At 69.6% G+C, this 21,673-nt stretch carries 18 protein-coding genes and 1 tRNA gene; 12 read left to right on the top strand and 7 right to left on the bottom strand.

Translation table 11 applies throughout. The features are described from left to right. The first annotated feature begins 10 nt into the window (after positions 1 to 10). On the top strand, positions 11 to 787 hold the full coding sequence (locus ABZ893_RS01650; protein WP_361395020.1) for a cobalt-precorrin-6A reductase: 777 nt from the start codon (positions 11 to 13) through the stop codon (positions 785 to 787). A gap of 54 nt (positions 788 to 841) precedes the next feature. Here the strand turns inward: ABZ893_RS01650 and ABZ893_RS01645 are convergent, their stop codons facing one another. Further along, positions 842 to 1,483, bottom strand: coding sequence for a precorrin-8X methylmutase (locus ABZ893_RS01645; RefSeq protein ID WP_361395017.1), 642 nt, complete (start codon positions 1,481 to 1,483; stop codon positions 842 to 844). Between the two features lie 165 nt (positions 1,484 to 1,648). On the opposite strand from ABZ893_RS01645, the gene ABZ893_RS01640 reads away from it, so the two are divergent. After that, on the top strand, positions 1,649 to 2,404 hold the full coding sequence (locus ABZ893_RS01640; protein ID WP_361395014.1) for a sulfite exporter TauE/SafE family protein: 756 nt from the start codon (positions 1,649 to 1,651) through the stop codon (positions 2,402 to 2,404). A 78-nt stretch (positions 2,405 to 2,482) separates the two neighbouring features. On the opposite strand, the gene ABZ893_RS01635 is transcribed toward ABZ893_RS01640, so the two are convergent. Further along, entirely contained in the window at positions 2,483 to 4,555 is a 2,073-nt protein-coding gene (locus tag ABZ893_RS01635) for an MDR family MFS transporter (RefSeq protein ID WP_361395012.1), read from the bottom strand. 99 nt (positions 4,556 to 4,654) lie between these two features. Beyond that, positions 4,655 to 5,179: a DUF309 domain-containing protein gene (locus tag ABZ893_RS01630; protein ID WP_361395009.1), complete on the bottom strand. Its 525-nt coding sequence runs from the start codon at positions 5,177 to 5,179 to the stop codon at positions 4,655 to 4,657. A 110-nt stretch (positions 5,180 to 5,289) separates the two neighbouring features. Between ABZ893_RS01630 and ABZ893_RS01625 the strand changes: the two genes are divergently transcribed. Further along, positions 5,290 to 5,363: transfer RNA gene (locus tag ABZ893_RS01625), tRNA-Pro, on the top strand. 142 nt (positions 5,364 to 5,505) lie between these two features. Here the strand turns inward: ABZ893_RS01625 and ABZ893_RS01620 are convergent. Further along, the gene (locus tag ABZ893_RS01620; protein ID WP_361395006.1) at positions 5,506 to 6,723 is read right to left on the bottom strand and encodes a metallophosphoesterase; all 1,218 of its coding nucleotides are present in this window, start codon (positions 6,721 to 6,723) and stop codon (positions 5,506 to 5,508) included. A 372-nt stretch (positions 6,724 to 7,095) separates the two neighbouring features. Here ABZ893_RS01620 and kdpF point away from each other — a divergent pair, with 372 nt between their 5' ends. The 8 genes from kdpF to ABZ893_RS01580 all read left to right on the top strand — a co-directional run bounded on the left by kdpF (position 7,096) and on the right by ABZ893_RS01580 (position 18,260). Beyond that, entirely contained in the window at positions 7,096 to 7,185 is a 90-nt protein-coding gene (gene kdpF, locus ABZ893_RS01615) for a K(+)-transporting ATPase subunit F (RefSeq protein ID WP_037659531.1), read from the top strand. Positions 7,186 to 7,193: 8 nt separating this feature from the next. Further along, positions 7,194 to 8,873 (top strand): potassium-transporting ATPase subunit KdpA, encoded by a 1,680-nt coding sequence (gene kdpA, locus ABZ893_RS01610; RefSeq protein WP_361395003.1) that lies wholly within the window; start codon positions 7,194 to 7,196, stop codon positions 8,871 to 8,873. Further along, positions 8,870 to 11,011, top strand: a complete 2,142-nt coding sequence (gene kdpB, locus ABZ893_RS01605; RefSeq protein WP_361395000.1) for a potassium-transporting ATPase subunit KdpB — start codon at positions 8,870 to 8,872, stop codon at positions 11,009 to 11,011. The genes kdpA and kdpB overlap by 4 nt, the downstream gene beginning before the upstream one ends. A gap of 25 nt (positions 11,012 to 11,036) precedes the next feature. Then, the gene (locus ABZ893_RS01600; RefSeq protein ID WP_361396055.1) at positions 11,037 to 11,705 is read left to right on the top strand and encodes a potassium-transporting ATPase subunit C; all 669 of its coding nucleotides are present in this window, start codon (positions 11,037 to 11,039) and stop codon (positions 11,703 to 11,705) included. 134 nt (positions 11,706 to 11,839) lie between these two features. Then, positions 11,840 to 12,523 (top strand): response regulator, encoded by a 684-nt coding sequence (locus ABZ893_RS01595; RefSeq protein ID WP_361394997.1) that lies wholly within the window; start codon positions 11,840 to 11,842, stop codon positions 12,521 to 12,523. Positions 12,524 to 12,614: 91 nt separating this feature from the next. After that, entirely contained in the window at positions 12,615 to 15,161 is a 2,547-nt protein-coding gene (locus tag ABZ893_RS01590) for a sensor histidine kinase KdpD (RefSeq protein WP_361394994.1), read from the top strand. Between the two features lie 136 nt (positions 15,162 to 15,297). Then, the gene (locus ABZ893_RS01585) at positions 15,298 to 17,112 is read left to right on the top strand and encodes an APC family permease (protein ID WP_361394991.1); all 1,815 of its coding nucleotides are present in this window, start codon (positions 15,298 to 15,300) and stop codon (positions 17,110 to 17,112) included. 134 nt (positions 17,113 to 17,246) lie between these two features. Next, a complete protein-coding gene (locus ABZ893_RS01580; RefSeq protein WP_361394988.1) occupies positions 17,247 to 18,260 on the top strand; it encodes a DUF2599 domain-containing protein in 1,014 nt (337 codons plus the stop codon). A gap of 9 nt (positions 18,261 to 18,269) precedes the next feature. On the opposite strand, the gene ABZ893_RS01575 is transcribed toward ABZ893_RS01580, so the two are convergent. Continuing rightward, positions 18,270 to 19,085, bottom strand: a complete 816-nt coding sequence (locus ABZ893_RS01575) for an alpha/beta hydrolase (RefSeq protein WP_361394985.1) — start codon at positions 19,083 to 19,085, stop codon at positions 18,270 to 18,272. Positions 19,086 to 19,232: 147 nt separating this feature from the next. Here ABZ893_RS01575 and ABZ893_RS01570 point away from each other — a divergent pair, with 147 nt between their 5' ends. Further along, positions 19,233 to 19,661 (top strand): VOC family protein, encoded by a 429-nt coding sequence (locus ABZ893_RS01570; RefSeq protein WP_361394982.1) that lies wholly within the window; start codon positions 19,233 to 19,235, stop codon positions 19,659 to 19,661. 62 nt (positions 19,662 to 19,723) lie between these two features. Here the strand turns inward: ABZ893_RS01570 and ABZ893_RS01565 are convergent, their stop codons facing one another. Together ABZ893_RS01565 and ABZ893_RS01560 are read right to left on the bottom strand one after the other, a co-directional pair. Beyond that, complete coding sequence (locus ABZ893_RS01565; protein ID WP_361394979.1) at positions 19,724 to 20,797, bottom strand: mechanosensitive ion channel family protein; 1,074 nt, start codon at positions 20,795 to 20,797, stop codon at positions 19,724 to 19,726. 274 nt (positions 20,798 to 21,071) lie between these two features. After that, positions 21,072 to 21,587 (bottom strand): NUDIX domain-containing protein, encoded by a 516-nt coding sequence (locus ABZ893_RS01560; protein WP_361394977.1) that lies wholly within the window; start codon positions 21,585 to 21,587, stop codon positions 21,072 to 21,074. Positions 21,588 to 21,673: the final 86 nt, after the last annotated feature.

Raw genomic sequence — 21,673 nt, 5'->3', positions numbered from 1 at the left:
CCCCGCACCCGTGCACGTACTGATCCTCGGCGGCACGACCGAGGCCCGCCGCCTGGCGCAGGCCGTGTGCGACGCCCGCCCCGAATGGCGCGTGACGACCTCGCTCGCGGGCCGCGTCGCCCGGCCGCTGCTGCCCGTGGGCGAGGTGCGGACGGGCGGATTCGGGGGAGCCGACGGCCTGGCCCGCGCGCTGCGCGAACTCCACGTGGACGCGCTCATCGACGCCACCCATCCCTTCGCCGGAACGATCAGTTTCCACGCGGCGACGGCCGCCACGGAGGCCCATGTTCCCTTGCTGGCTCTGCGCCGCCCCGGCTGGGTCCCTACTGAGGGCGACAACTGGCACCGGGTCGCTTCGCTGGAGGACGCGGCGACCAGCTTGCCGGCACTGGGCCGCAGAGCATTCCTGACGGTGGGCCGCCAGGGCGTCCCGGCCTTCGCGTCGGTGGACGACGTCTTCTTCCTTGTACGCGCGGTGGACCCACCGGAGCCTCCGCTGCCGGGCCACACCCAAGTCCTCCTGAGCCGGGGCCCGTTCACGTTGGAGGACGAGAGGGCGCTGTTGCAGGAGCACCAGATCGACGTACTGGTCACGAAGGACGCCGGGGGTTCAGCGACGTCAGCGAAGCTGGTCGCTGCGCGAGAGGCAGGCATCCCGGTGATCGTGGTGGAACGTCCACCCGTACTGGCGTCAGTGCAACGGGTGGGTTCGGTGGCCGAGGTAATGGATTGGCTCGGTCAACTCAGCCCCTGGGGGTCCCCCCGGACGGAGTCTGGGGGAGTTTGAGGAGCGGGGTCTGGGGCAGCGCCCCAGAGTTTCGGGAAGGGGCGGGGTGGGGGATTACTCCACCTCACTGGCCACGGCATTCACCGCAGCCGCAGCCATCGCGCTACCGCCCCTGCGCCCCCGCACGATCAGATACTCAAGCCCCAACTCCGCCGCGTGCAACGCCAACGCGTCCTTGGACTCGACCGCCCCCACAAACCCCACCGGCACCCCGATCACCGCCGCAGGCGGCTCCGCCCCCTCCCGAACCATCTCGAGAAGCCGGAACAACGCGGTCGGCGCATTCCCCACGGCGACCACCGCCCCACCCATCCGCTCCCGCCACAGCTCGAGCGCCGCCGCCGAACGCGTCGTACCGAGCCGCTCCGCAAGCTCCGCGACCGACGGGTCGGCCAACGTGCACACCACCTCGTTGCCGGCAGGCAACCGCTTACGCGTAATGCCACTGGCCACCATCGAGACGTCACACAGAACGGGCGCGCCGCCCCGCAGCGCCTCCCGCGCACGGATCGCGACCCCCGGCGAGTACGCGAGGTCACCCGCCAGATCGACCATCCCGCACGCGTGGATCATGCGGACCGCGACCTGCGCCACCTCCGGAGGCATCCCGCTGAGATCGGCCTCGGCACGGATCGTGGCGAAGGACCGGCGGTAGATCTCCGCCCCGGACTTCTCGTACTCGAACGCTGTGTTCACGGCGGGGAGCCTATCCAGCGGCGCGCACTTCACAGGGTGCGGGGCCGTCCTCGTCGAACGCGCCTGAAGCCCGGCGCCGAGCGGAGCCGGCGGAACCACAAGACCCCGACAGGGGAGACGCCCTCTCCCGCCGCCGGATAGATGCGCCTAGCATCTGTCCTCGGTATGTACTCCATAACACTCTGGGAATTCGCCGCACTGGCCCTCGCGGCCGTGCTCGTCGGATTCTCGAAAACGGCCGTCAGCGGCGCCAACACGGTCAGCCTCGCCCTCTTCGCCGCGGTCCTGCCAGCCCGCGAGTCCACAGGCGTCCTGCTCCCCATCCTCATCGCCGGCGACATCCTCGCCGTCATGACCTACCGCAGACACGCCCACTGGCCCACCCTCTGGCGCCTGTTCCCGGCCGTGGGCGCGGGAGTTGTCCTCGGAACCCTCTTCATGATGTGGGCCGACGACTCCGAGGTCCGTACGTCGATCGGCGCGATCCTGCTGCTCATGTCCGCCGTCACGCTGTGGCGCAGACGCCGCCTCGACGCGCCGCAGGTCGAGGAGAAGGCGAGCCGCGCCGGCCGCGTGAAGGCGCGCTCCTACGGGGTGCTCGGCGGCTTCACCACGATGGTCGCCAACGCCGGTGGGCCCGTCATGTCGATGTACCTGCTGTCGGCCGGCTTCCGGAAACTCGGCTTCCTCGGCACGTCCGCGTGGTTCTTCCTCATCGTCAACTCGGCCAAGGTCCCCTTCAGCGCGGGCCTCGGCCTCATCAACGCGCACTCACTGCTCCTCGACGCGACTGTCGTACTGTTCGTCGTACCCGGCGCGTACATCGGCAAGGTCTGCGTGCACCGCATCAACGAGCGCCTCTTCGAACGCCTCGTGATCCTGGCGACGGTCGTGGGCGGCGTTCAGCTGTTGCTGCGCTGAGAGCTGCGCGCTGAAGGCTGCCCTGAGGGCTGAGTTGACGCACCCTCAGGACGCCCTCAGGACACGGTCAGGACGCCCTCAGGACACGGTCAGGGCGTCGCTCCGCTTCGCGGGCGCCAGGCCGTTCTCCAGGTCCTCCGCGAGCAGCCGCTTCGCGATCGTGTCCACGGCGGCCCGCAGGTCGTCGCCCGCCGGCCGGCCGAGGTCGGCCTCGACCCGCCCGCTCAGCCACGTGCCCCACGCGCGGCCGATCGCGTCCGCCTCGCGCCGCCCCGCCGCCGTGTGCGAGAAGTACGAGTCCGCACGCGACAGATAGCCCTCGTCGACCATGCGCTCGAAGACCGGCACAAGGACCTCCGGCGGCATCCGGCGCCGGGCCGCGATCATGCCGAGGCTCGCGTGCCCCACCAACCGCGTGAAGAACTCGACCTGCATGACCGCCCACGCGCCCGCGATGTCGAGCCGCGTGTCGGAGTCCGCGAGGATGCGGCGGGCGGTGTCCAGGTCCGCCGACTTGACGATGTCGCCGACCGCCCGCTCCAGAACCACCGTTTCCGGGCCCTGCGGAGAACCGAACCCCTCGCCCATGTCGGACGACCCCATCCGCGCACTGTCGCGCAGCTGCACCTGCTTCAGGAACAGCGCCACGACGAAGCCGAGCAGCGCCACCGGAACCGTCCACAGGAACACCGTGTGCAGCGTGTCCGCGTAGGCCGACACGATCGGGTCGCGCGCCGGGCCGGGCAGCCGGTGCACGCCTTCCGGACTCTGCGCGGCCTTGGCGATGACGGCCGGCGGCGCCACCCCCGTCTTCGCGGCGGCGACGACTCCGTCGGCGAGATTCGTCTTCAGCGTGTTCGCGTAGATCGTCCCGAACACGGCGGTGCCGAAGGAGCTGCCGAGCGTACGGAAGAAGGTGACACCCGACGTGGACGTGCCGAGGTCCGCGTAGTCGACGGTGTTCTGCACGGCGATCGTCAGGACCTGCATACACAGACCGATGCCGAGACCCAGGACGAACATGTAGATGGACGCGAGCCAGGTGCTGGTCGAACTGTTCATCAGGGACAGCAGATAGAGCCCGAGCGCCATGATCAGCGAGCCCACGATGGGGAAGAGCCGGTACTTCCCGGTCTTGCTGACGACGTTGCCGCTGAAGATGGACGCGATGAGCAGACCGATCACCATCGGCAGGGTGCGGACCCCGGAGATCGTGGCCGAGTCGCCGTCGACGTACTGGAGATAGGTCGGCAGGAACGTCATCGCGCCCAGCATCGCGAAGCCCACGATGAAGCTGAGCACGGAGCACACCGTGAACACGGGGTTGGCGAAAAGGCGCATCGGAAGCATCGGCTGCGACGCCCGGGTCTCCACCCAGCAGAACGCCCCGAGCGCGACGACACCGCCCGCGAACAGGCCGATGATCGGCGCCGAACCCCACGCGTACTCGTTGCCGCCCCAGCTCGTCGCCAGGATGAGCGCGCTCGCCCCGACCGCGACGAGCGCGATGCCGAGATAGTCGATGACGGGCCGCACCGCCGACTTCACCACGGGAATCGTCCGGGCCGCCGCGATGACCACGATGATCGCGATGGGCACGTTGACGTAGAACGCCCAGCGCCACGAGAGGTGGTCCGTGAAGAGGCCGCCGAGGAGCGGGCCGACGACGGTGGCGACGCCGAAGACGGCACCGATCGCGCCCTGGTACTTGCCGCGCTCCCGGAGCGGGATGACGTCGGCGATCAGCGCCATCGACGTCACCATCAGGCCACCGGCGCCGACGCCCTGCACCCCGCGCCAGGCGATGAGCAGCGGCATACTCGTGGCGAGTCCGCACAGGAACGAGCCGGTGATGAAGATGACCGCCGAGACCTGGAAGACCACCTTGCGTCCGAACAGGTCACCGAACTTGCCGACGAGCACCGTGGCGACGGTCTCCGCGAGGAGGTACGCCGTCACCACCCACGACATGTGCGCGGCGCCGCCGAGGTCCGAGACGATCGTCGGAAGCGCCGTGCCGACGATGGTCTGGTCGAGTGCGGCGAGGAGCATGCCGAGCACGATCGTCACGAAGATGACGTTGCGGCGGCGCCGGTCGAGCACGGGGGGCTGCTGCGCCGCGGGCTCCGCGGTCTCCGTTGTGGTGGTCACTGGGCCAGGGTCACACCAACAGCGGTTTCCCGCACGGCGAGCGGGTGAGGACGGGGGCGCTTTTTGGGGTTTCTTGGCGCGCCACCCATTCCTACGTCGTCAGCGTCCTTCGCCGTCCCTCAGCCGTGGCGCGTGGGCCGCCGCGTCCACCGGGGTGCCGGCGCCCTCGACCTCGGCGGCCAGCGTCGTCGCCCATGTGGTCAGGGCCGCCGTGTCGATCCCGTAGGGGAGGTGCCGGCCGGTGGCCTCGGTCCACGCCGTGACGCCCGACGCGCCCCGGCGGAGCAGGCGGGCGCCGCCGGTCACGTTGCCGCGGGCCGCGTGCGTGAGGCCGACCGCGAGTTGGGCCAGGGCCCGCCACAGGCCGCGCTCCGCGTCGGGGCCGGACTTCCACGCGTCCTCGAACACCTCGTGCGCGTGGAACGGCCGCCCCGCGTCGAGCAGCGCCTGCGCCTCGACGACGGTCTCGTCGGGACTGCGCGGCACCCCCTCCGGCTGCCGCTCGACGCCTTCGGCCCCGTAGGGCAGCGGCCGGCCGAGCCCGTCGCGCGGCCGCGCGCTCCTGGCCCGCCCCTCCTCGTCGCGATCCCGCTCCCTGCCACCGCCGCTGGTCACGTCACTCATGCCGAGATTGTCCCGCGTCCGAGCCGCCGGACCAGGCACGGACCACCCCTGAGCTTGGGGTATTGTTCTTTCTGCGCCGCCGAGCGGGACTCCCGCAAGAACGGCGCGATCGGGACGTGGCGCAGCTTGGTAGCGCACTTGACTGGGGGTCAAGGGGTCGCAGGTTCAAATCCTGTCGTCCCGACTTTTCGAAGTCGCAGATCGGCGGCCGTTTCAAAGGAATTTGAAACGGCCGCCGATCTTTTTTGTCCCCCTTTTCTCGCCCTTCGCGGGCTGATGCCTGGGCGGCCGCTTGTCCAACGGCCTGACCGGCCATCTCAGTTGGGTCAGCCCCGCTGGGGCTGTGGGGAGCGGAGTACGAGCAGAGTGATCTCGCTGGGGGCGAAGACGCGGAAGGGCGGGCCCCAGAAGCCGGTGCCGCGGCTCGTGTAGAGGAGGGTGCGGGCGCCGTGGCGGGTGAGGCCGGCGAGGGCGGGCTGGTCGAGGCGGACGAGGTAGTGGAAGGGCCAGATCTGGCCGCCGTGCGTGTGGCCGGAGAGCTGGAGGTCGACGCCGCCGGCCGCGGCCCGGTCGATGAACTTGGGCTGGTGGGCCAGGAGCAGGACGGGGTGGTCGGGGTCGGCGCCGTGCAGGGCTCCGGCGAGATGGGCGCGGTGGCCGGCCAGACCGGAGGACTCGGCGGTGACATCGTCCACGCCGGCCACCACGAGGGTGTCGCCCCCGCGTTCGAGCAGCAGATGGCGGTTGCGCAGCGGCTCCCAGCCCAGCTCGTCCATGAGGTCGACCCAGCCCTGGGCCTCGCTGTAGTACTCGTGGTTCCCGGTGACGTAGACCCGGGCCCGGGTGGCTTTTACGGTGCCGAGCGGGGCGGCCTGGGCGCGGCGGCGTTCGGCCGTGCCGTCCGCGATGTCGCCGGTGTGGCAGACCAGGTCGGCCTCCAAGGCGTTCACCGTGTCGCAGACCCGGGCCGACCAGCGGGCGCGGTCGAGGGGCCCGTAATGGGTGTCGGTGATGAGGACGACGCGGATGCCGTCCAACCCGGCGCCCAGGCGCGGGAGTTCGACGTCGAGCCGGCGCACCCGTGGCACCCGGCGCGCCTCGGCGTACCCCCAGGCGAGCAGCACGGCGGCTGTGCCGAGGGTCGCCCAGGTGACGATCCTGGCCCGGTCCTGGCTGTCGCCGACGCCCGCCACGGTCAGGGCGAGGCGCAGCAGGACGCCGAGCAGCACGGACCAGGTGAACAGAACCCAGCTTGCGCCCAGCAGGGTGTCCCCGACGATCGCCGCCCGGTCCTGCTGCCGCTTGCCGTGACCGCGCCCCATCGCGAGCGGCATACCGACCAGGCCGAGGGCGAACAGAGCGGTGCCGGCCAGTGTGACAGCGAGCGGCCAGTGCTGACCGGAGTACAGCAGCAGCCAACAGGGCACGGTCCACAGCAGAACCGGGGCGATCAGGGGGATGTAGCGCATCAGGCGATGCAGCCCTCCCCGCTGGGCCTCGCGCGCTGCGCTGTCATCGGATCGCGTCTCGCTGGTATCGGTCACGCTTCCCCTCCTCGGGCAAACCGGGCTGCGTTCGCGCACTGTATCCGCCCACCGCCGGCTTGGCCGGACGGGGTGCGAGCGTCGGATACGGCGGCACCTCGCCGGTGCGGGCCATCGGCGTATTCGCGCGGATGGCGGAGCGGGTTTCGTACCGACGGATGACTTGGCCGTAAGAGTTCTGTCAAAGGCGGACGCGCTTCCGTATGGGAGGCGTCAACGGCGCTCGAATTCGGTCAGGGAGGCGGTTTCCTCGAACCGTCCGTTGAATCCGAACCTCATCTAGGAGCTCGCGATGGCCGACCTGGCCTTCGTCGTCACCACGATCGCGGTGTTCGCGCTGGTGGCTCTCGTCGCCAAGGGGGTGACGAAGCTGTGACCGCCGAGAACATCGTCGGCCTGATCGTGGCCGTCGCCCTGCTGGGCTATCTCGTCCTCGCCCTCATCTTCCCGGAGAGGTTCTGAGAAGCGATATGAGCCCCGTACTCGCCGGCGTGCTCCAGCTGCTCGCACTCATAGCGGCACTGGCACTCGCCTACCGTCCCCTCGGCGACTACATGGCCCGGGTCTACTCCTCCGACAAGCACCTGCGCGTCGAGAAGTGGATCTACAAGGGCATCGGCGCCAACCCGGACACCGAGATGCGCTGGATGGCGTATCTGCGTGGTGTGCTGGCCTTCTCCGCGGTCGGCGTCCTCTTCCTGTACCTGCTGCAGCGCTTCCAGGGCAGCCTGCCGGGCTCGCTCGGCTTCAAGTCGATCGACCCCGACCAGGCCTTCAACACCGCGGCGTCGTTCGTCTCGAACACCAACTGGCAGTCGTACGCGGGCGAGCAGGCCATGGGCCACGTCGTGCAGACCGGCGGTCTCGCCGTGCAGAACTTCGTCTCGGCGGCCGTGGGCATCGCCGTGGCCGTCGCCCTGGTGCGCGGTTTCGCGCGCTCCCGCACCGGTGAGCTGGGCAACTTCTGGTCCGACCTGGTGCGCGGCACCGTGCGCATCCTGATCCCGATCTCCGTGGTCGGCGCCCTCATCCTTGTCGCCTGCGGCGCGATCCAGAACTTCGCCGGGATCCATGAGGTCGGTCAATTTCTGAATCAACACAGCATTGGTGGCTCGCAGCAGTGGAACGGCGGCGCGGTCGCCTCGCAGGAGGCCATCAAGGAGCTGGGCACGAACGGCGGCGGCTACTTCAACGCCAACAGCGCCCACCCCTTCGAGAACCCCAACGGCTTCACGAACCTCTTTGAGGTCTTCCTGATCCTTGTCATCCCGTTCGCCCTCACCCGCACCTTCGGCCGCATGGTCGGCAACCTCAAGCAGGGCTACGCGATCCTCGCGACCATGGCGACGATCTGGATCGGTTTCGTCGCGCTGATGATGTGGACGGAGTTCCACCACGGCGGCCAGGCGTTCCACCTCGCGGGCGGCGCGATGGAGGGCAAGGAGAATCGGTTCGGCATCGGCGGTACGTCGATCTTCGCGGTCTCCACGACGCTCACCTCGACCGGCGCGGTGGACGGCTTCCACTCCTCGCTCACCGGCTTCGGCGGCGGCATCACGATGCTCGGTATGCAGCTCGGCGAGATCGCACCCGGCGGTACGGGTTCCGGCCTCTACGGGATGCTGATCATGGCCATCATCGCGGTGTTCATCGCCGGTCTGATGGTCGGCCGTACGCCCGAGTACCTGGGCAAGAAGATCGGCACCCGCGAGATCAAGCTCGCGGCCTGCTACATCCTCATCACGCCCGCGCTCGTCCTGGTGTTCACGGCCGTGTCGATGGCCCTGCCCACGCCACCGCACTCGATGCTCAACCACGGCGCGCACGGCTTCTCGGAGATCCTCTACGCGTACACGTCGGGCGCGAACAACAACGGTTCCGCGTTCGCGGGACTCAGCGCCGACACCAACTGGTTCAACACCACGATCGGGCTCTCGATGCTGCTCGGCCGGTTCCTGCCGATGGTGTTCGTCCTCGCCCTCGCGGGGTCCCTCGCCGAGCAGAAGCCCGTACCCGCCACCGCCGGCACCCTGCGGACCGAGAAGCCGCTGTTCACCGGGCTGCTCGTCGGCACCATCCTCATCATCACCGGTCTGACCTACTTCCCGGCCCTGGCCCTCGGCCCGCTCGCGGAAGGACTGGCGTCATGACCTCCCGTACCGCGAAGACCCATAGAGAAAACGACGAGGACGCGATGTCCACACCCATCCCGACCCGGGCGCCGCACAGCGACGTGCCGTCAGGTCACAAGGACGACGGACGTGTCGGCGCGGGTCTCTTCGACCCGAAGCAGCTGCTCAAGTCCGTGCCGGACGCGTGCCGCAAGCTCGACCCGCGCGTCATGGTCAAGTCGCCCGTGATGTTCGTGGTGCTCGTCGGCTCGGCCCTGACCACCGTGTTCTCCTTCAAGGACCCGACGGACTGGTTCGGCTGGACGATCAGCGCGTGGCTCTGGCTCACCGTCATCTTCGCGAACCTGGCGGAAGCGGTCGCCGAGGGCCGCGGCAAGGCGCAGGCGGACACGCTCCGCAAGGCCAAGACCGACACCGTCGCGCGGCGACTCGTCGGCTCCGCCGAGGAGCAGGTCCCGGGTACGGAGCTGAAGATCGGCGACCTCGTGGTCTGCGAGGCGGGCGACATCATCCCCGGCGACGGAGACGTCGTCGAAGGCGTGGCCAGCGTCGACGAGTCCGCCATCACCGGTGAGTCCGCCCCGGTCATCCGCGAGTCGGGCGGCGACCGCAGCGCCGTCACCGGCGGTACGAAGGTCCTCTCCGACCGCGTTGTCATCAAGATCACGACGAAGCCCGGCGAGACCTTCATCGACCGGATGATCAACCTGGTCGAGGGCGCGGCCCGGCAGAAGACGCCCAACGAGATCGCGCTCAACATTCTTCTCGCGTCGCTCACGATCGTCTTCCTGCTCGCCGTCGCCACGCTGCCGCCGTTCGCCGACTACGCGCACAAGCACCTGACCATGGTCGTCCTGGTGGCCCTGCTGGTCTGCCTGATCCCGACCACGATCGGCGCGCTGCTCTCCGCGATCGGCATCGCCGGCATGGACCGCCTCGTGCAGCGCAACGTCCTCGCCATGTCCGGCCGCGCGGTCGAGGCCGCCGGTGACGTCTCCACGCTGCTGCTCGACAAGACCGGCACCATCACCCTCGGCAACAGGCAGGCCGCCGAGTTCGTCCCCGTCAAGGGCGTCACCGCCGCCGAACTCGCCGACGCCGCCCAGCTCTCCTCGCTCGCCGACGAGACCCCCGAGGGGCGGTCCATCGTCGTCCTCGCGAAGGAGAAGTACGGGCTGCGCGAGCGCCATCAGGGCGAGCTGACCGGCGCCGAATGGATCGCCTTCACCGCCCAGACCCGTATGTCGGGCGTGGACGTCGACGGACGCAGGACCCGCAAGGGCGCGGCCGGTTCCGTCATCGCCTGGGTCCAGGCACAGGGGGGACGGGTCTCCGACGACGCCGACACCCTCGCCGACCAGATCTCCGAGGCGGGCGGTACGCCGCTGCTGGTCGCCGTCGAGGACGACAAGGGCGCCCGCGTGCTCGGCGTCATCCACCTCAAGGACGTCGTCAAGGAAGGTATGCGGGAGCGGTTCGACGAGCTGCGCCGCATGGGCATCAAGACCGTCATGATCACGGGCGACAACCCGCTCACCGCCAAGGCGATCGCCGACGAGGCGGGCGTGGACGACTTCCTCGCGGAGGCCACTCCCGAGGACAAGATGGCGCTCATCAAGCGCGAGCAGGCGGGCGGCAAGCTCGTCGCGATGACCGGAGACGGCACCAACGACGCGCCCGCGCTGGCCCAGGCGGACGTCGGCGTGGCGATGAACACGGGTACGTCGGCCGCGAAGGAGGCCGGCAACATGGTCGACCTCGATTCCAACCCGACCAAGTTGATCGAGATCGTCGAGATCGGCAAGCAACTGTTGATCACCCGCGGCGCATTGACCACATTCTCGATCGCCAACGACGTCGCCAAGTACTTCGCGATCATCCCGGCACTGTTCGCAGCGGTCTACCCGGGCCTCGACAAGCTCAACATCATGCAGCTTTCCTCGCCCAACTCCGCGATCCTCTCGGCCGTCATCTTCAACGCGTTGATCATCATCGCGCTCGTACCGCTCGCCCTGAAGGGCGTCCAGTACCGGCCGGTGAGCGCCGACAAGCTGCTGCGCCGGAACCTCGGGATCTATGGCCTCGGCGGTCTGATCGCCCCGTTCATCGGCATCAAGATCATCGACGTACTCATCTCCCTCATCCCCGGGCTGTAACTTTTTTGAAAGCGTGCTGATCACCATGAACAACTCGGTTACGAACACCGGCCGGTTGCTGTGGGCCGGTCTGCGGGCCCTGATCGTCCTGACCGTCGTCTGCGGCGTGATCTACCCGCTCGCCGTCACCGGCGTCGCACAGGCCCTGTTCCACGACAAGGCCAACGGCTCCGAGATCAAGTCCGAGGGCAAGGTCGTGGGCTCGTCCCTCATCGGCCAGCGCTACGACCTGCCGCTCAAGAAGGGGCAGCAGACGGCCGAGCCCGACCTCAAGTGGTTCCAGCCGCGTCCCTCCAACGGCCTCGCCGAGAACACCGTCAACACTCAGTACAAGCTGATCGTGTCCGGGGCGACGAACCTGGCCGGCGACAGCCCGGTCCTCGTCAAGCAGATCCAGGACGCGCAGAAGGCGGTCATCAAGGACAACGAGGCGCCCGGGTACAAGGTCGACAAGGCCGCCATCCCCGCCGACGCCGTCACGTCCTCCGGCTCCGGCCTCGACCCGGACATCTCCCCGGCCTACGCCGACCTCCAGGTCCACCGCGTCGCCGACCGGAACCACCTCGCCGTCGCCCAGGTGCAGAAGCTGGTGGACGAGCACACCCATGGGCGCGTCGCCGGCTTCATGGGTGAGCCCGGGGTGAACGTGCTCGAACTCAACATCGCGCTCAAGGGACTCGCGGCGAAGAGCTGACGGCCTTTGGCGCGCAGAGAGGGAGTTGACGGACGGGGTGAGGCCCTGGTCCGTCAACTCCCTCGACCACAAGGCCGGTTCCACGGGGTCGGCCTTCGTGCAGACATCCGTACAGACAGGAGAGGCGCACGCCGATGACACGGGTGCTGGTGGTGGAGGACGATCCCCAGCTCGTCCGCGCCCTCGTGCTCAACCTGCGGGCCCGCCGATACGGAGTCGACTCGGCTGCCGACGGAGCCACCGCGCTCAGCCTCGCCGCCGCCCGTCAGCCCGACGCGGTCATCCTCGACCTGGGCCTGCCCGACATGGACGGAACGGACGTCATCAGGGGCCTGCGAGGCTGGAGCCGGGTACCGATCCTGGTGCTCTCCGCCCGCAGGGCCTCCGACGAGAAGGTGGCGGCGCTCGACGCGGGCGCCGACGACTACATCACCAAACCGTTCAGCATGGACGAACTCCTTGCCCGCCTGCGGGCGGCCGTCCGGCGGACCGACGCGGCTCCGCTCGCGCCGGACATCGTCCGCGTCACGACCGACGAGTTCACCATCGACCTGGCCGCCAAGAAGGCCAGCAGGGGCGGACGCGACATACGCCTCACCCCGACCGAGTGGCACCTGCTGGAGATCCTGGTCACCAACCCCGGGCGGCTCATCACGCAGAAGCATCTGCTCCAGGAGGTCTGGGGCGAGTCCCGGAGCGACAAGACCAACTATTTGCGCGTCTATATGGCGCAATTGCGGCGCAAACTGGAGACGGACCCCGCGCACCCGCGCCACCTCATCACCGAGCCGGGCATGGGATATCGCTTCGAGGGCTGAGCCGGCCTGAACCGGGCTCTCGTGAGCCGGCCCACCACCCCCCTGCCTCCGCCCGCAGAGACGCAGATACGCAGAGAGCAGAGACGAGAAGATGGCACGCGGCAAGCTTCGGATCTACCTCGGTGCGGCACCGGGCGTCGGAAAGACGTACGCGATGCTCTCCGAGGCGCATCGTCGCGTCGAGCGGGGGACCGACTGCGTCGTCGGCTTCGTGGAGCACCACGACCGGCCGCGCACAGAGGTGATGCTGCACGGCCTGGAGCAGATCGCCCGCAAGGACCTGGACTACCGCGGCAGCGTCTTCACCGAGATGGACGTCGACGCGGTGCTCGCCAGGCACCCCCAGGTCGTCCTGGTCGACGAACTCGCACACACCAACATCCCCGGCTCGCGCAACGCCAAGCGCTGGCAGGACGTCGAGGAACTCCTCGCCGCCGGCATCGACGTCATCTCGACGGTCAACATCCAGCACCTGGAGTCGCTCGGCGACGTCGTCGAGTCCATCACCGGTATCCGGCAGCGCGAGACCGTCCCGGACGAGGTGGCTCGCCGCGCCGACCAGATCGAGCTGGTCGACATGTCGCCGCCCGCCCTGCGCCGGCGGATGGCGCACGGGAACATCTACAAACCCGACAAGGTCGACGCGGCGCTGTCGAACTACTTCCGCCCCGGGAACCTGACCGCGCTGCGCGAACTCGCCCTGCTGTGGGTGGCGGACCGGGTCGACGCCTATCTGACCGAGTACCGCAGCGCGCACGAGGTCTCGGCGATCTGGGGCTCGCGCGAGCGCATCGTCGTAGGCCTGACCGGTGGCCCCGAGGGCCGCACGCTGATCCGCCGTGCTGTGCGGCTCGCGGAGAAAGGCGCGGGCGGTGAGGTGCTGGCCGTCTACATCGCCCGCAGCGACGGACTGACCTCCGCGTCGCCGAAGGAACTGGTGGTCCAGAGGACCCTCGTGGAGGACCTCGGCGGAACCTTCCACCACGTCATCGGCGACGACATCCCGGCCGCACTCCTGGACTTCGCGCGCGGCGTCAACGCCACCCAGATCGTCCTCGGCGTGTCCCGCCGCAAGGGCTGGCAGTACGTCTTCGGGCCGGGCGTCGGCGCCACCGTCGCCCGGGAATCGGGCCCCGATCTGGACGTCCACCTGATCACGCACGACGAGGCGGGCAAGGGACGCGGCCTGCCGGTCGCCCGCGGTGCGCGGCTCGGCCGGTCCCGGGTCATCTGGGGCTGGCTGGCCGGGGTGGCCGGACCCGCCCTGCTCACGCTGCTGCTCACCCGGTTCACCCCCGCCGTCGGCCTGGCCAACGACATGCTGCTGTTCCTCACCCTGACGGTGGCCGCCGCCCTCCTCGGCGGCCTCTACCCGGCGCTCGCGTCGGCGCTCGTCGGGTCCCTGCTGCTGAACTGGTTCTTCACCCCACCTATCCACACCCTGACCATCGCCGACCCCAAGAACATCGTCGCCATCGCGATCTTCGTCGGTGTCGCCGTGTCGGTCGCCTCCGTGGTGGACCTCGCCGCACGTCGTACGCATCAGGCGGCCCGGCTGCGCGCCGAGTCGGAGATCCTCTCCTTCCTCGCGGGCAGCGTGCTGCGCGGGGAGAACAGCCTGGAGGCGCTGCTCGAACGGGTCCGGGAGACCTTCGCGCTGGACTCGGTGGCGCTTCTCGAGCGGGCCGGCGACATGGACCCGTGGACCTGCGCGGGCAGTGTGGGCACGGGACCGGTGGTCGCTCGTCCGGAGGACGCGGACGTCGACATGCCGGTCGGTGACCGGATGGCGCTGGCGCTGTCCGGGCGGGTGCTGCCGGCGGAGGACCGGCGCGTTCTGGCCGCGTTCGCCGCCCAGGCCGCGGTGGTGCTTGACCGCCAGCGCCTCCAGGTCCAGGCCGAGCAGTCCCGCGGCCTGGTCGAGGGCAATCGCATCCGTACGGCGCTGCTGGCCGCCGTCAGCCATGACCTGCGTACACCGCTGGCCGGGATCAAGGCGGCGGTCTCTTCGCTGAGGTCGGCCGACGTGGCCTGGTCCGAGGAGGACCAGGCGGAACTGCTCGCGGGCATCGAGGAGGGCGCCGACCGCCTCGACCACCTGGTGGGGAACCTGCTGGACATGTCCCGCCTGCAGACCGGCACCGTCACCCCGCTGATCCGTGAGATCGACCTCGACGAGGTGGTGCCGATGGCGCTCGGCGGCGTCCCCGAGAACAGTGTCGAGCTCGACATCCCGGAGAGCCTGCCGATGGTCACCGTCGACCCGGGCCTGCTGGAGCGGTCGGTGGCCAACCTCGTGGAGAACGCGGTGAAGTACAGCGCCTTCGACGAGCGGGTCCTGGTGTCCGCGAGTGCCATCGCCGACCGGGTGGAAGTGCGGGTGGTGGACCGTGGCCCCGGCGTCCCCGACCTGGCCAAGGACCGCATCTTCGAGCCCTTCCAGCGCTACGGGGACGCCCCGGGCGGCGCGGGCATCGGCCTCGGCCTCGCGGTCGCCCGGGGATTCGCCGAGGCGATGGGCGGCACACTCAGCGCGGAGGACACCCCCGGTGGCGGCCTCACGATGGTCCTCACCCTGCCGACCGCGAACGGCTTCGGGCCGGCCGGCCCGGACCTTCCGGCGCCCCCCGCGCCCTAGCCTCGCGGCCGGCACGCGGATTGCTCGTAGCTGTGTGCGGCCCTGGCGCGTCCTTGACGCGCCTCGCCGCCCCATCCGGTGACACTGACCCCGAACGGCTCCCACACCCGTCGCACCCTGTACCGCGAGGTCCCCCATGGCATTCGGTTTGGCCCGCCGCGAACTGCGGCCGAGAGTTCCGCTGCGGCCCGGAGAAGGGGAACGCCACCACCTGACCAGCCTCGAAGGGCTCGCCGCGCTGTCCCTGGACGCGCTGAGCTCGGTCGCGTACGGACCCGAGGCGATCGTGCTCGTCCTGATCGCGGCCGGTACGGGGGCGCTCACCGCCACGCTGCCGGTGACCCTGGTCATCGCGGGCCTGCTGGCGGTGCTCGTCGTGTCGTACGGACAGGTGATCGCCGTCCACCCGGACGGCGGTGGCGCCTACGCGGTGGCCAAGAAGGATCTCGGCCCGAAGACGAGCTACCTCGCGGCGGCGAGCCTCGTCGTCGACTACGTGCTGACGGTGACCGTCAGCCTGGCGGCGGGCGCGGCCAGTCTCGTCTCCGCCTTCCCCTCGCTCGGCCCGTACCCGCTCGAAATCTGCCTCGCCGGGCTAGCGCTGCTCACCGTCGTGAATCTGCGGGGAGTGGCCGAGAGCGCGCGGGTACTGATGCTGCCCACCGTGCTGTTCATCGTGAGTATCCTCGGCATCATCGTGCTGGGACTGCTGCGCGGCCATCCCGTAGCGATCGTCGGAACCTCCCAACCCGTCCATGCCACCGAGGCGTTGGGGGTGCTGCTGCTCCTGAAGGCCTTCTCCTCCGGATGTTCGGCGCTCACCGGTGTGGAGGCCATCGCCAACGGCGTGCCCGCGTTCCGCGAGCCGCGCGTGAAACGGGCGCAGCGCACCGAGCTGATGCTGGGCGCGCTGCTCGGCCTGATGCTCGTCGGACTCGCCGTGCTGATCCACCGCGACCACGTGGCCCCGCGCGGCGGCGTGACGGTCCTCGCGCAGCTCGCGGCCGGCTCGTACGGGACGGGGTGGGCGTACTACGCGACCAACCTCGTCGTCACCCTCGCGCTCGCGTTCGCCGCCAACACGAGTTTCGGCGGTCTGCCCGTCCTGATGAGCCTGCTCGCCAGGGACCACCGGCTGCCGCACCTCTTCGGGCTGCGCACCGAACGTCCCGTGTACCGCTGGGGAGTTGTCGCCCTGGCCGTACTCGCGGCGCTGCTGCTGATCGCCGTGAACGCGGACACGCACCGCATGATCCCGCTGTTCGCGATCGGTGTGTTCATCGGCTTCACGATCAGCCAGGTCGGGCTCGTGCGGCACTGGGCGGCGCAGCGGCCGTCCGGCTGGCTGCGGCGTGCGGTGCTCAACGGGGTCGGCGCGGTGCTCACCGCGGTGGCGGGCGTCGTCCTGCTGGCCACCAAGTTCCTGGAGGGGGCCTGGGTGGTGGTCGTCGCGGTGCCGCTCCTGATGCTGCTGTTCGCCCGCGTCCAGCGGTACTACACGGAGGTCGGCAAGGAGCTGGGGCTCGGCGAGGTGCCGCCACCGCCGCGCGTCACCGACTCCCTCGTGATCGTGCCGGTCGGCGAGGTCAGCAAGCTCACCGAGCACGCGCTGACCGCCGCTCGCGCCCTGGGCCGCGAGGTCGTGGCCGTCGCGGTGCACGGCGATCCCGCCAAAGCCCGTGCGTTGGAGGCGAGTTGGGACCGCTGGAAGCCGGGCGTCCGGCTCGTGATCATCGACAGCCCGCACCGATCGCTCGTGCAGCCCATCGTCGACTACGTCCAGCGGGAGGCGCAGGACGGACGCCAGATCGCCGTCCTCATCCCCGAGGTCGAACCCCGCCACCGCCGCTACCAGATCCTCCAGAACCAGCGCGGCCTCCTCCTCGCGGCCGCACTCCGGGCCCGCACGGACGTGGTCGTGTGCGTGGTGCCGTACCGGCTGAGTATTTGAACGCCGTCCCTCTGTAGCCCGCCGGTCGCGGATTGTCCGGAAACCGTACCGAGCGTCGAACCGCGCTTATGAATTGAAGCGGACTCGGGCATCATGCGGCGGTCCGTATCCAACGATCAACAGGGGGAAGAGAGTTGACGACCAAACTCCGCCTTGTGGTGCTTCTCAGGAACACGTTCCTGTCCGGTGCGCTCGCGTTCACCGCACTCACCGCCCAGGCGTCTCCGGCGGCCGCCGACGAGAACATCTGCGGTCATCAGGTGGGCGGCGACATCCTCGCCAAGTACCAGTCCATCGGAGGACAGGGGGGCCCGCTGGGCTGCCCGACCTCCGACGAGCTGCCGACTCCCGACGGCCGTGGCCGCTACAACACCTTCGACGGCGGCTCCATCTACTGGACGGCCGCGACCGGCGCGCACCCCGTATGGGGAGCGATCCGCGACAAGTGGGCGGCGCTCGGCTGGGAGGCCGGCAAGCTCGGCTACCCGGCCGGGGACGAGCTGACCAACCCCGACGGCCAGGGCAAACGGCAGCAGTTCGAGAACGGCACCATGTACTGGCACCCGACCCTGTCCAACGGCGCCCACGCCGTGTGGGGCAGGATCGGCGAGCTGTGGGGCGAGTACGGCTGGGAGGGCGGCGAATTCGGCTACCCCACCAGCGACGAGTACGCCGACGCCGACGTGAAGGGCGTGCGGCAGAACTTCAGCGCGCGTCACATCAGCCTGTTCTGGTCGCCCGGCATGGGCGGCACCAACGGCACGTGCATCGGGGAGTGCGTCGGTTACGAGGGCACCACGAACGTCCCCTGGGTCAAGCAGACGAAGGTGTGGAAGGCCCTCCACAACGGTGACATCGACGTGTTCGTGTACCCCACCGCAGCCGGGTTCGACGACGCGGACACGAACTACGACACCCTGTGGAACCAGGCGTGGGACGCCGTCCCGTACCCGAAGGGCCTCAGCGCCTCGCAGGGCTCCTCGATGTACAAGCAACTCGCCTGCCACTCGCGCTACGCCTACGAGTGGCCGGACGGCAGCCACGTGACGGGCGACAGCTGGGACCTGGAATCCTGGCGCCCCGACGTCTCCTGGGACAAGGCCCTGAACCCGCTGTCGGTCGTGTTCCACCAGTGCAACTGGACCTGACCGGCGGCATCAGACGATGGCGAGTTCGTTGAGGAGCCGGCCGAGTGCGGCCGGCGCCTCGACGTGGGCCAGGTGGCCTTGGCCCGCGAGCTCGTGGACCTCGGCGCCGGTGACGCGCTGCCGGATGTCGTCGAACGACGTCCCGTAGGGGGCCGTTCCGCGGTTGCGTCGGCCGATGATCAGGTCGACCTGGCCTGCCTGTCGTGCCAACGCACCTGTGTCTGGCGCGGAGTTGAGGGCGCTCAGCTCCGCGTACAGCGGTCCGCTCAAGCGGCACAAGGCCGCCCATGCGAGCCGGTCGGCCCGGAGGTCTGCGACACGCGCCGCCGGGAATCCGGAGATCTGCCGATTGACGATCTCGACGCTGCGGTCCCGGTCGGCCGTGTCGTCCGCGATCTTCAGGTCCGGAAGCGCGTGATGGCCGAACGGCCGCATCACCGGTTCGTAGGCGATGGTCTGGTGGACGGGACGCTCGTCGGCGGTCAGCAGCGCGATCAGGCCGCCGTAGCTCCAGCCGAAGAGCGCGCGCGTGCCGTCGAACTCGTCGAGGACCACGCAGAGGTCCTCGACCTCTGTCCGCAGCGAGTACGAGTCGGTCAACGGCCCCGAGGGGGTGCGGCCTCGGCGGTTCACGACTGCCACGGACGGCCAGGCGTCGATGGCACCTGCGACGTGGCGCCACGTATGGGCATCGCTCATCACGCCCGGGACGATGACGAGGCCCGGCGCATCCGGCTCCCCGTACACATCGACCGTGACCCAACTACCTCCGCCGACCGGCAGTCTCGCCGACGGGACCAATGCGGCGGCACTGACAGGGTTCATCCAGGCCCTGTGGCACGGGTTGTCCGTGCGGTCCAACCTGGGTGCTACCCGCGAGGACCTGATGGAGGCAGCACGGCTGGGCCATGGGTTGATCTGCCGACAGCTCACGTCAACATCGTCCTGACGTTGCCCTGTTAAAGTGCGCCGATGTCAGTGATCAAGAAGTTCCAAGTCACCTTCGACTGTGCGGAACCTGAGCGTGTGGCTCGGTTCTGGTGTGAGGTGTTGGGGTACGTCGTGCCGCCGCCGCCCGAGGAGTTTGGCACGTGGGACGCGTTTGATCGGTCGCTGCCGGCTGAGCGGCAGGGGGCGGCGTTCGCCTGTGTTGATCCCTCGGGTGAGGGGCCGCGGCTGTACTTCCAGCGGGTTCCCGAAGGCAAGGTCGTCAAGAACAGGGTGCATCTTGATGTGCGGGTCGGTACGGGGCTTGTGGGGGAGGAGCGGCTGGCCGCCCTCGAGGCCGAGTGCGCGCGGCTGATCCCGCTCGGCGCGGTGCGGGTGCGACTTCTGTATGACGGCCACGATTCGTGCATCGTGATGCAGGACGTCGAGGGTAATGAGTTCTGTCTCGACTGAGGCGCGGGCCACCTCCCGCGCGGGGCGCCACCCGCGGTGGGGGCGCCCCACGGGAGTGCCCCCTACGGCAGCGGTGGCGTGGCCCCCCGCTGCTGCGGGATCGTCACCGTGCCCTGTTGGAGTGCCACCGTTCGAGCCGGCGACGGGATGCGGATGCCCTCCTTGCGGTAGCGCGCGTGCAGGCGCTTGATGAACTCGTGCTTGATCCGGTACTGGTCGCTGAACTCGCCCACCGCCAGGATGACCGTGAAGCTGATGCGGGAGTCGCCGAACGTGTGGAAGCGGATGGCCGGTTCGTGTTCGGGAACGGCGCCGGTGATGTCAGTCATGACGCCGGTCACGACCTCGGCCGTGACCTTCTCCACGTGCTCCAGATCGCTGTCGTACCCCACACCCACCTGCACAAGCAGCGTCATCTGCTGTTCCGGGCGGCTGTAGTTGGTCATGTTCGTCGAGGCGAGCTTCGCGTTCGGGATGATGACCAGGTTGTTGGAGAGCTGGCGTACGACCGTGTTGCGCCAGTTGATGTCGACGACGTAGCCCTCCTCGCCGCTGCTGAGGCGGATGTAGTCACCCGGCTGCACCGTCTTGGACGCCAGGATGTGGACGCCCGCGAACAGGTTCGCCAGCGTGTCCTGGAGCGCGAGCGCCACCGCGAGTCCGCCCACGCCGAGGGCCGTCAGGAGCGGGGCGATGGAGATGCCCAGGGTCTGCATGACCACGAGGAAGCCCAGGGCGAGCACCACGACCCGCGTGATGTTCACGAAGATCGTGGCCGAACCAGCGACCGCGGACCGGGACTGCGCCACCGACCGCACGAGCCCCGCGATCACCCGCGCCGCCGTGAACGACGCCACCAGGATCAGCAGCGCCGTCAGCGTCATGTTGACGTTGTGCCGGGTCCGCGTGGTGAGTGGCAACGTGGACGCCGCCACGGCCACGCCGGCCGCGACCGCCGACCACGGGACGAGCGAGCGCAGCGTGTCCACGATGACGTCGTCACCGCCCCACCGCGTCCGCTCGGCGCGCACCGCCAGCCAGCGCAGCACCATGCGCAGGAGCACCGCCGCCGCGAGCCCCGCGGCGACCGCGATCCCCGCCACGATCAGATCGTCCGGCGTCACACCCCGGTTCATCGGCGCCCTCCCGTGCGGCGACCGGGATCGTCGGATGCCGCCGGGAGCGGCCGTATGTGATGAATCGTCACTTGCTACCTGCTTGTCCGTGGGTGGAGCCGCGCGCGTCTGCGCCGACGCGGCCGGGTCATCCTCCCGCACGCCTTCATCACACGTACGGGCGGGATGCCCACGCCTTGCTCACATCACCGTCACATACGGAAGGCTGATGAGCAGTCAACAAGCGGTAGCCGATGGCCGGTAGCCCGTCAGGGCCCGGTGTCAGGGCCCGGTGTCAGGGCCCGGTGTCCGGGCCCCCGTCGCGGCGCAGGGCGGCGTAGCGCGCGTACGCCTCCAGGCTGTCCGCCACGAACGGGTACTGGCGCATCGCGTTCGTCAGGCCGGCCTCGGTGAGCCAGTCGTGCCAGGAGACCTCGGACGGGAGCGGCGAGACCGGTCCCTCGATGGTGGCCTCGTGCACCGCCTGCCAGTACGGGCCGAGCTCGCCGTGACACAGGTACTTGAAGGCGGGGCGCACCTTCGCGGTCACGCCGAGTTCCTCCGCGAGTTCGCGGGCCGCCGCGGCCTCGTACGTCTCGCCGGCGTCCACCGCCCCGCCGATCAGCCAGTTGTAGCGCCCGGGAAAACGGGACGCGTGCGACGGCCTGCGATGCACCAGGATCCGTCCTGCGGGGTCGCGGCACACGACCGTCGCCACCCGGTGCAGCCATCCCTCACGGACAGCGGTGCTCCGGTCCACCGTGCCGAGGACGCGGTCCTGCTCGTCCACTCGGTCCACCAGTTCAGTCATGCGGACACGATGGCAGAGAGCGAGGCGGCCGGTATACCAGTTCCGCACTGAACGCCCACGAGTCAGGTGACTGATCGTCCGCTACG

The organism is Streptomyces sp. NPDC046821, from assembly GCF_040645335.1.
Classification (GTDB): Bacteria; Actinomycetota; Actinomycetes; order Streptomycetales; family Streptomycetaceae; genus Streptomyces.
This window is presented reverse-complemented; position numbering and strand designations above follow the sequence as displayed.

Excerpts from the sequence above, each read along its gene's own strand:
- ABZ893_RS01640 (WP_361395014.1), top strand. The coding sequence starts at position 1,649 with ATGTACTCCATAACACTCTGGGAATTCGCCGCACTGGCCCTCGCGGCC.
- ABZ893_RS01630 (WP_361395009.1), bottom strand. The coding sequence starts at position 5,179 with ATGAGTGACGTGACCAGCGGCGGTGGCAGGGAGCGGGATCGCGACGAG.
- kdpA (WP_361395003.1), top strand. The coding sequence starts at position 7,194 with ATGAGCCCCGTACTCGCCGGCGTGCTCCAGCTGCTCGCACTCATAGCG.
- kdpB (WP_361395000.1), top strand. The coding sequence starts at position 8,870 with ATGACCTCCCGTACCGCGAAGACCCATAGAGAAAACGACGAGGACGCG.
- ABZ893_RS01600 (WP_361396055.1), top strand. The coding sequence starts at position 11,037 with ATGAACAACTCGGTTACGAACACCGGCCGGTTGCTGTGGGCCGGTCTG.
- ABZ893_RS01595 (WP_361394997.1), top strand. The coding sequence starts at position 11,840 with ATGACACGGGTGCTGGTGGTGGAGGACGATCCCCAGCTCGTCCGCGCC.
- ABZ893_RS01590 (WP_361394994.1), top strand. The coding sequence starts at position 12,615 with ATGGCACGCGGCAAGCTTCGGATCTACCTCGGTGCGGCACCGGGCGTC.
- ABZ893_RS01585 (WP_361394991.1), top strand. The coding sequence starts at position 15,298 with ATGGCATTCGGTTTGGCCCGCCGCGAACTGCGGCCGAGAGTTCCGCTG.
- ABZ893_RS01575 (WP_361394985.1), bottom strand. The coding sequence starts at position 19,085 with ATGAACCCTGTCAGTGCCGCCGCATTGGTCCCGTCGGCGAGACTGCCG.
- ABZ893_RS01570 (WP_361394982.1), top strand. The coding sequence starts at position 19,233 with ATGTCAGTGATCAAGAAGTTCCAAGTCACCTTCGACTGTGCGGAACCT.
- ABZ893_RS01565 (WP_361394979.1), bottom strand. The coding sequence starts at position 20,797 with ATGAACCGGGGTGTGACGCCGGACGATCTGATCGTGGCGGGGATCGCG.
- ABZ893_RS01560 (WP_361394977.1), bottom strand. The coding sequence starts at position 21,587 with ATGACTGAACTGGTGGACCGAGTGGACGAGCAGGACCGCGTCCTCGGC.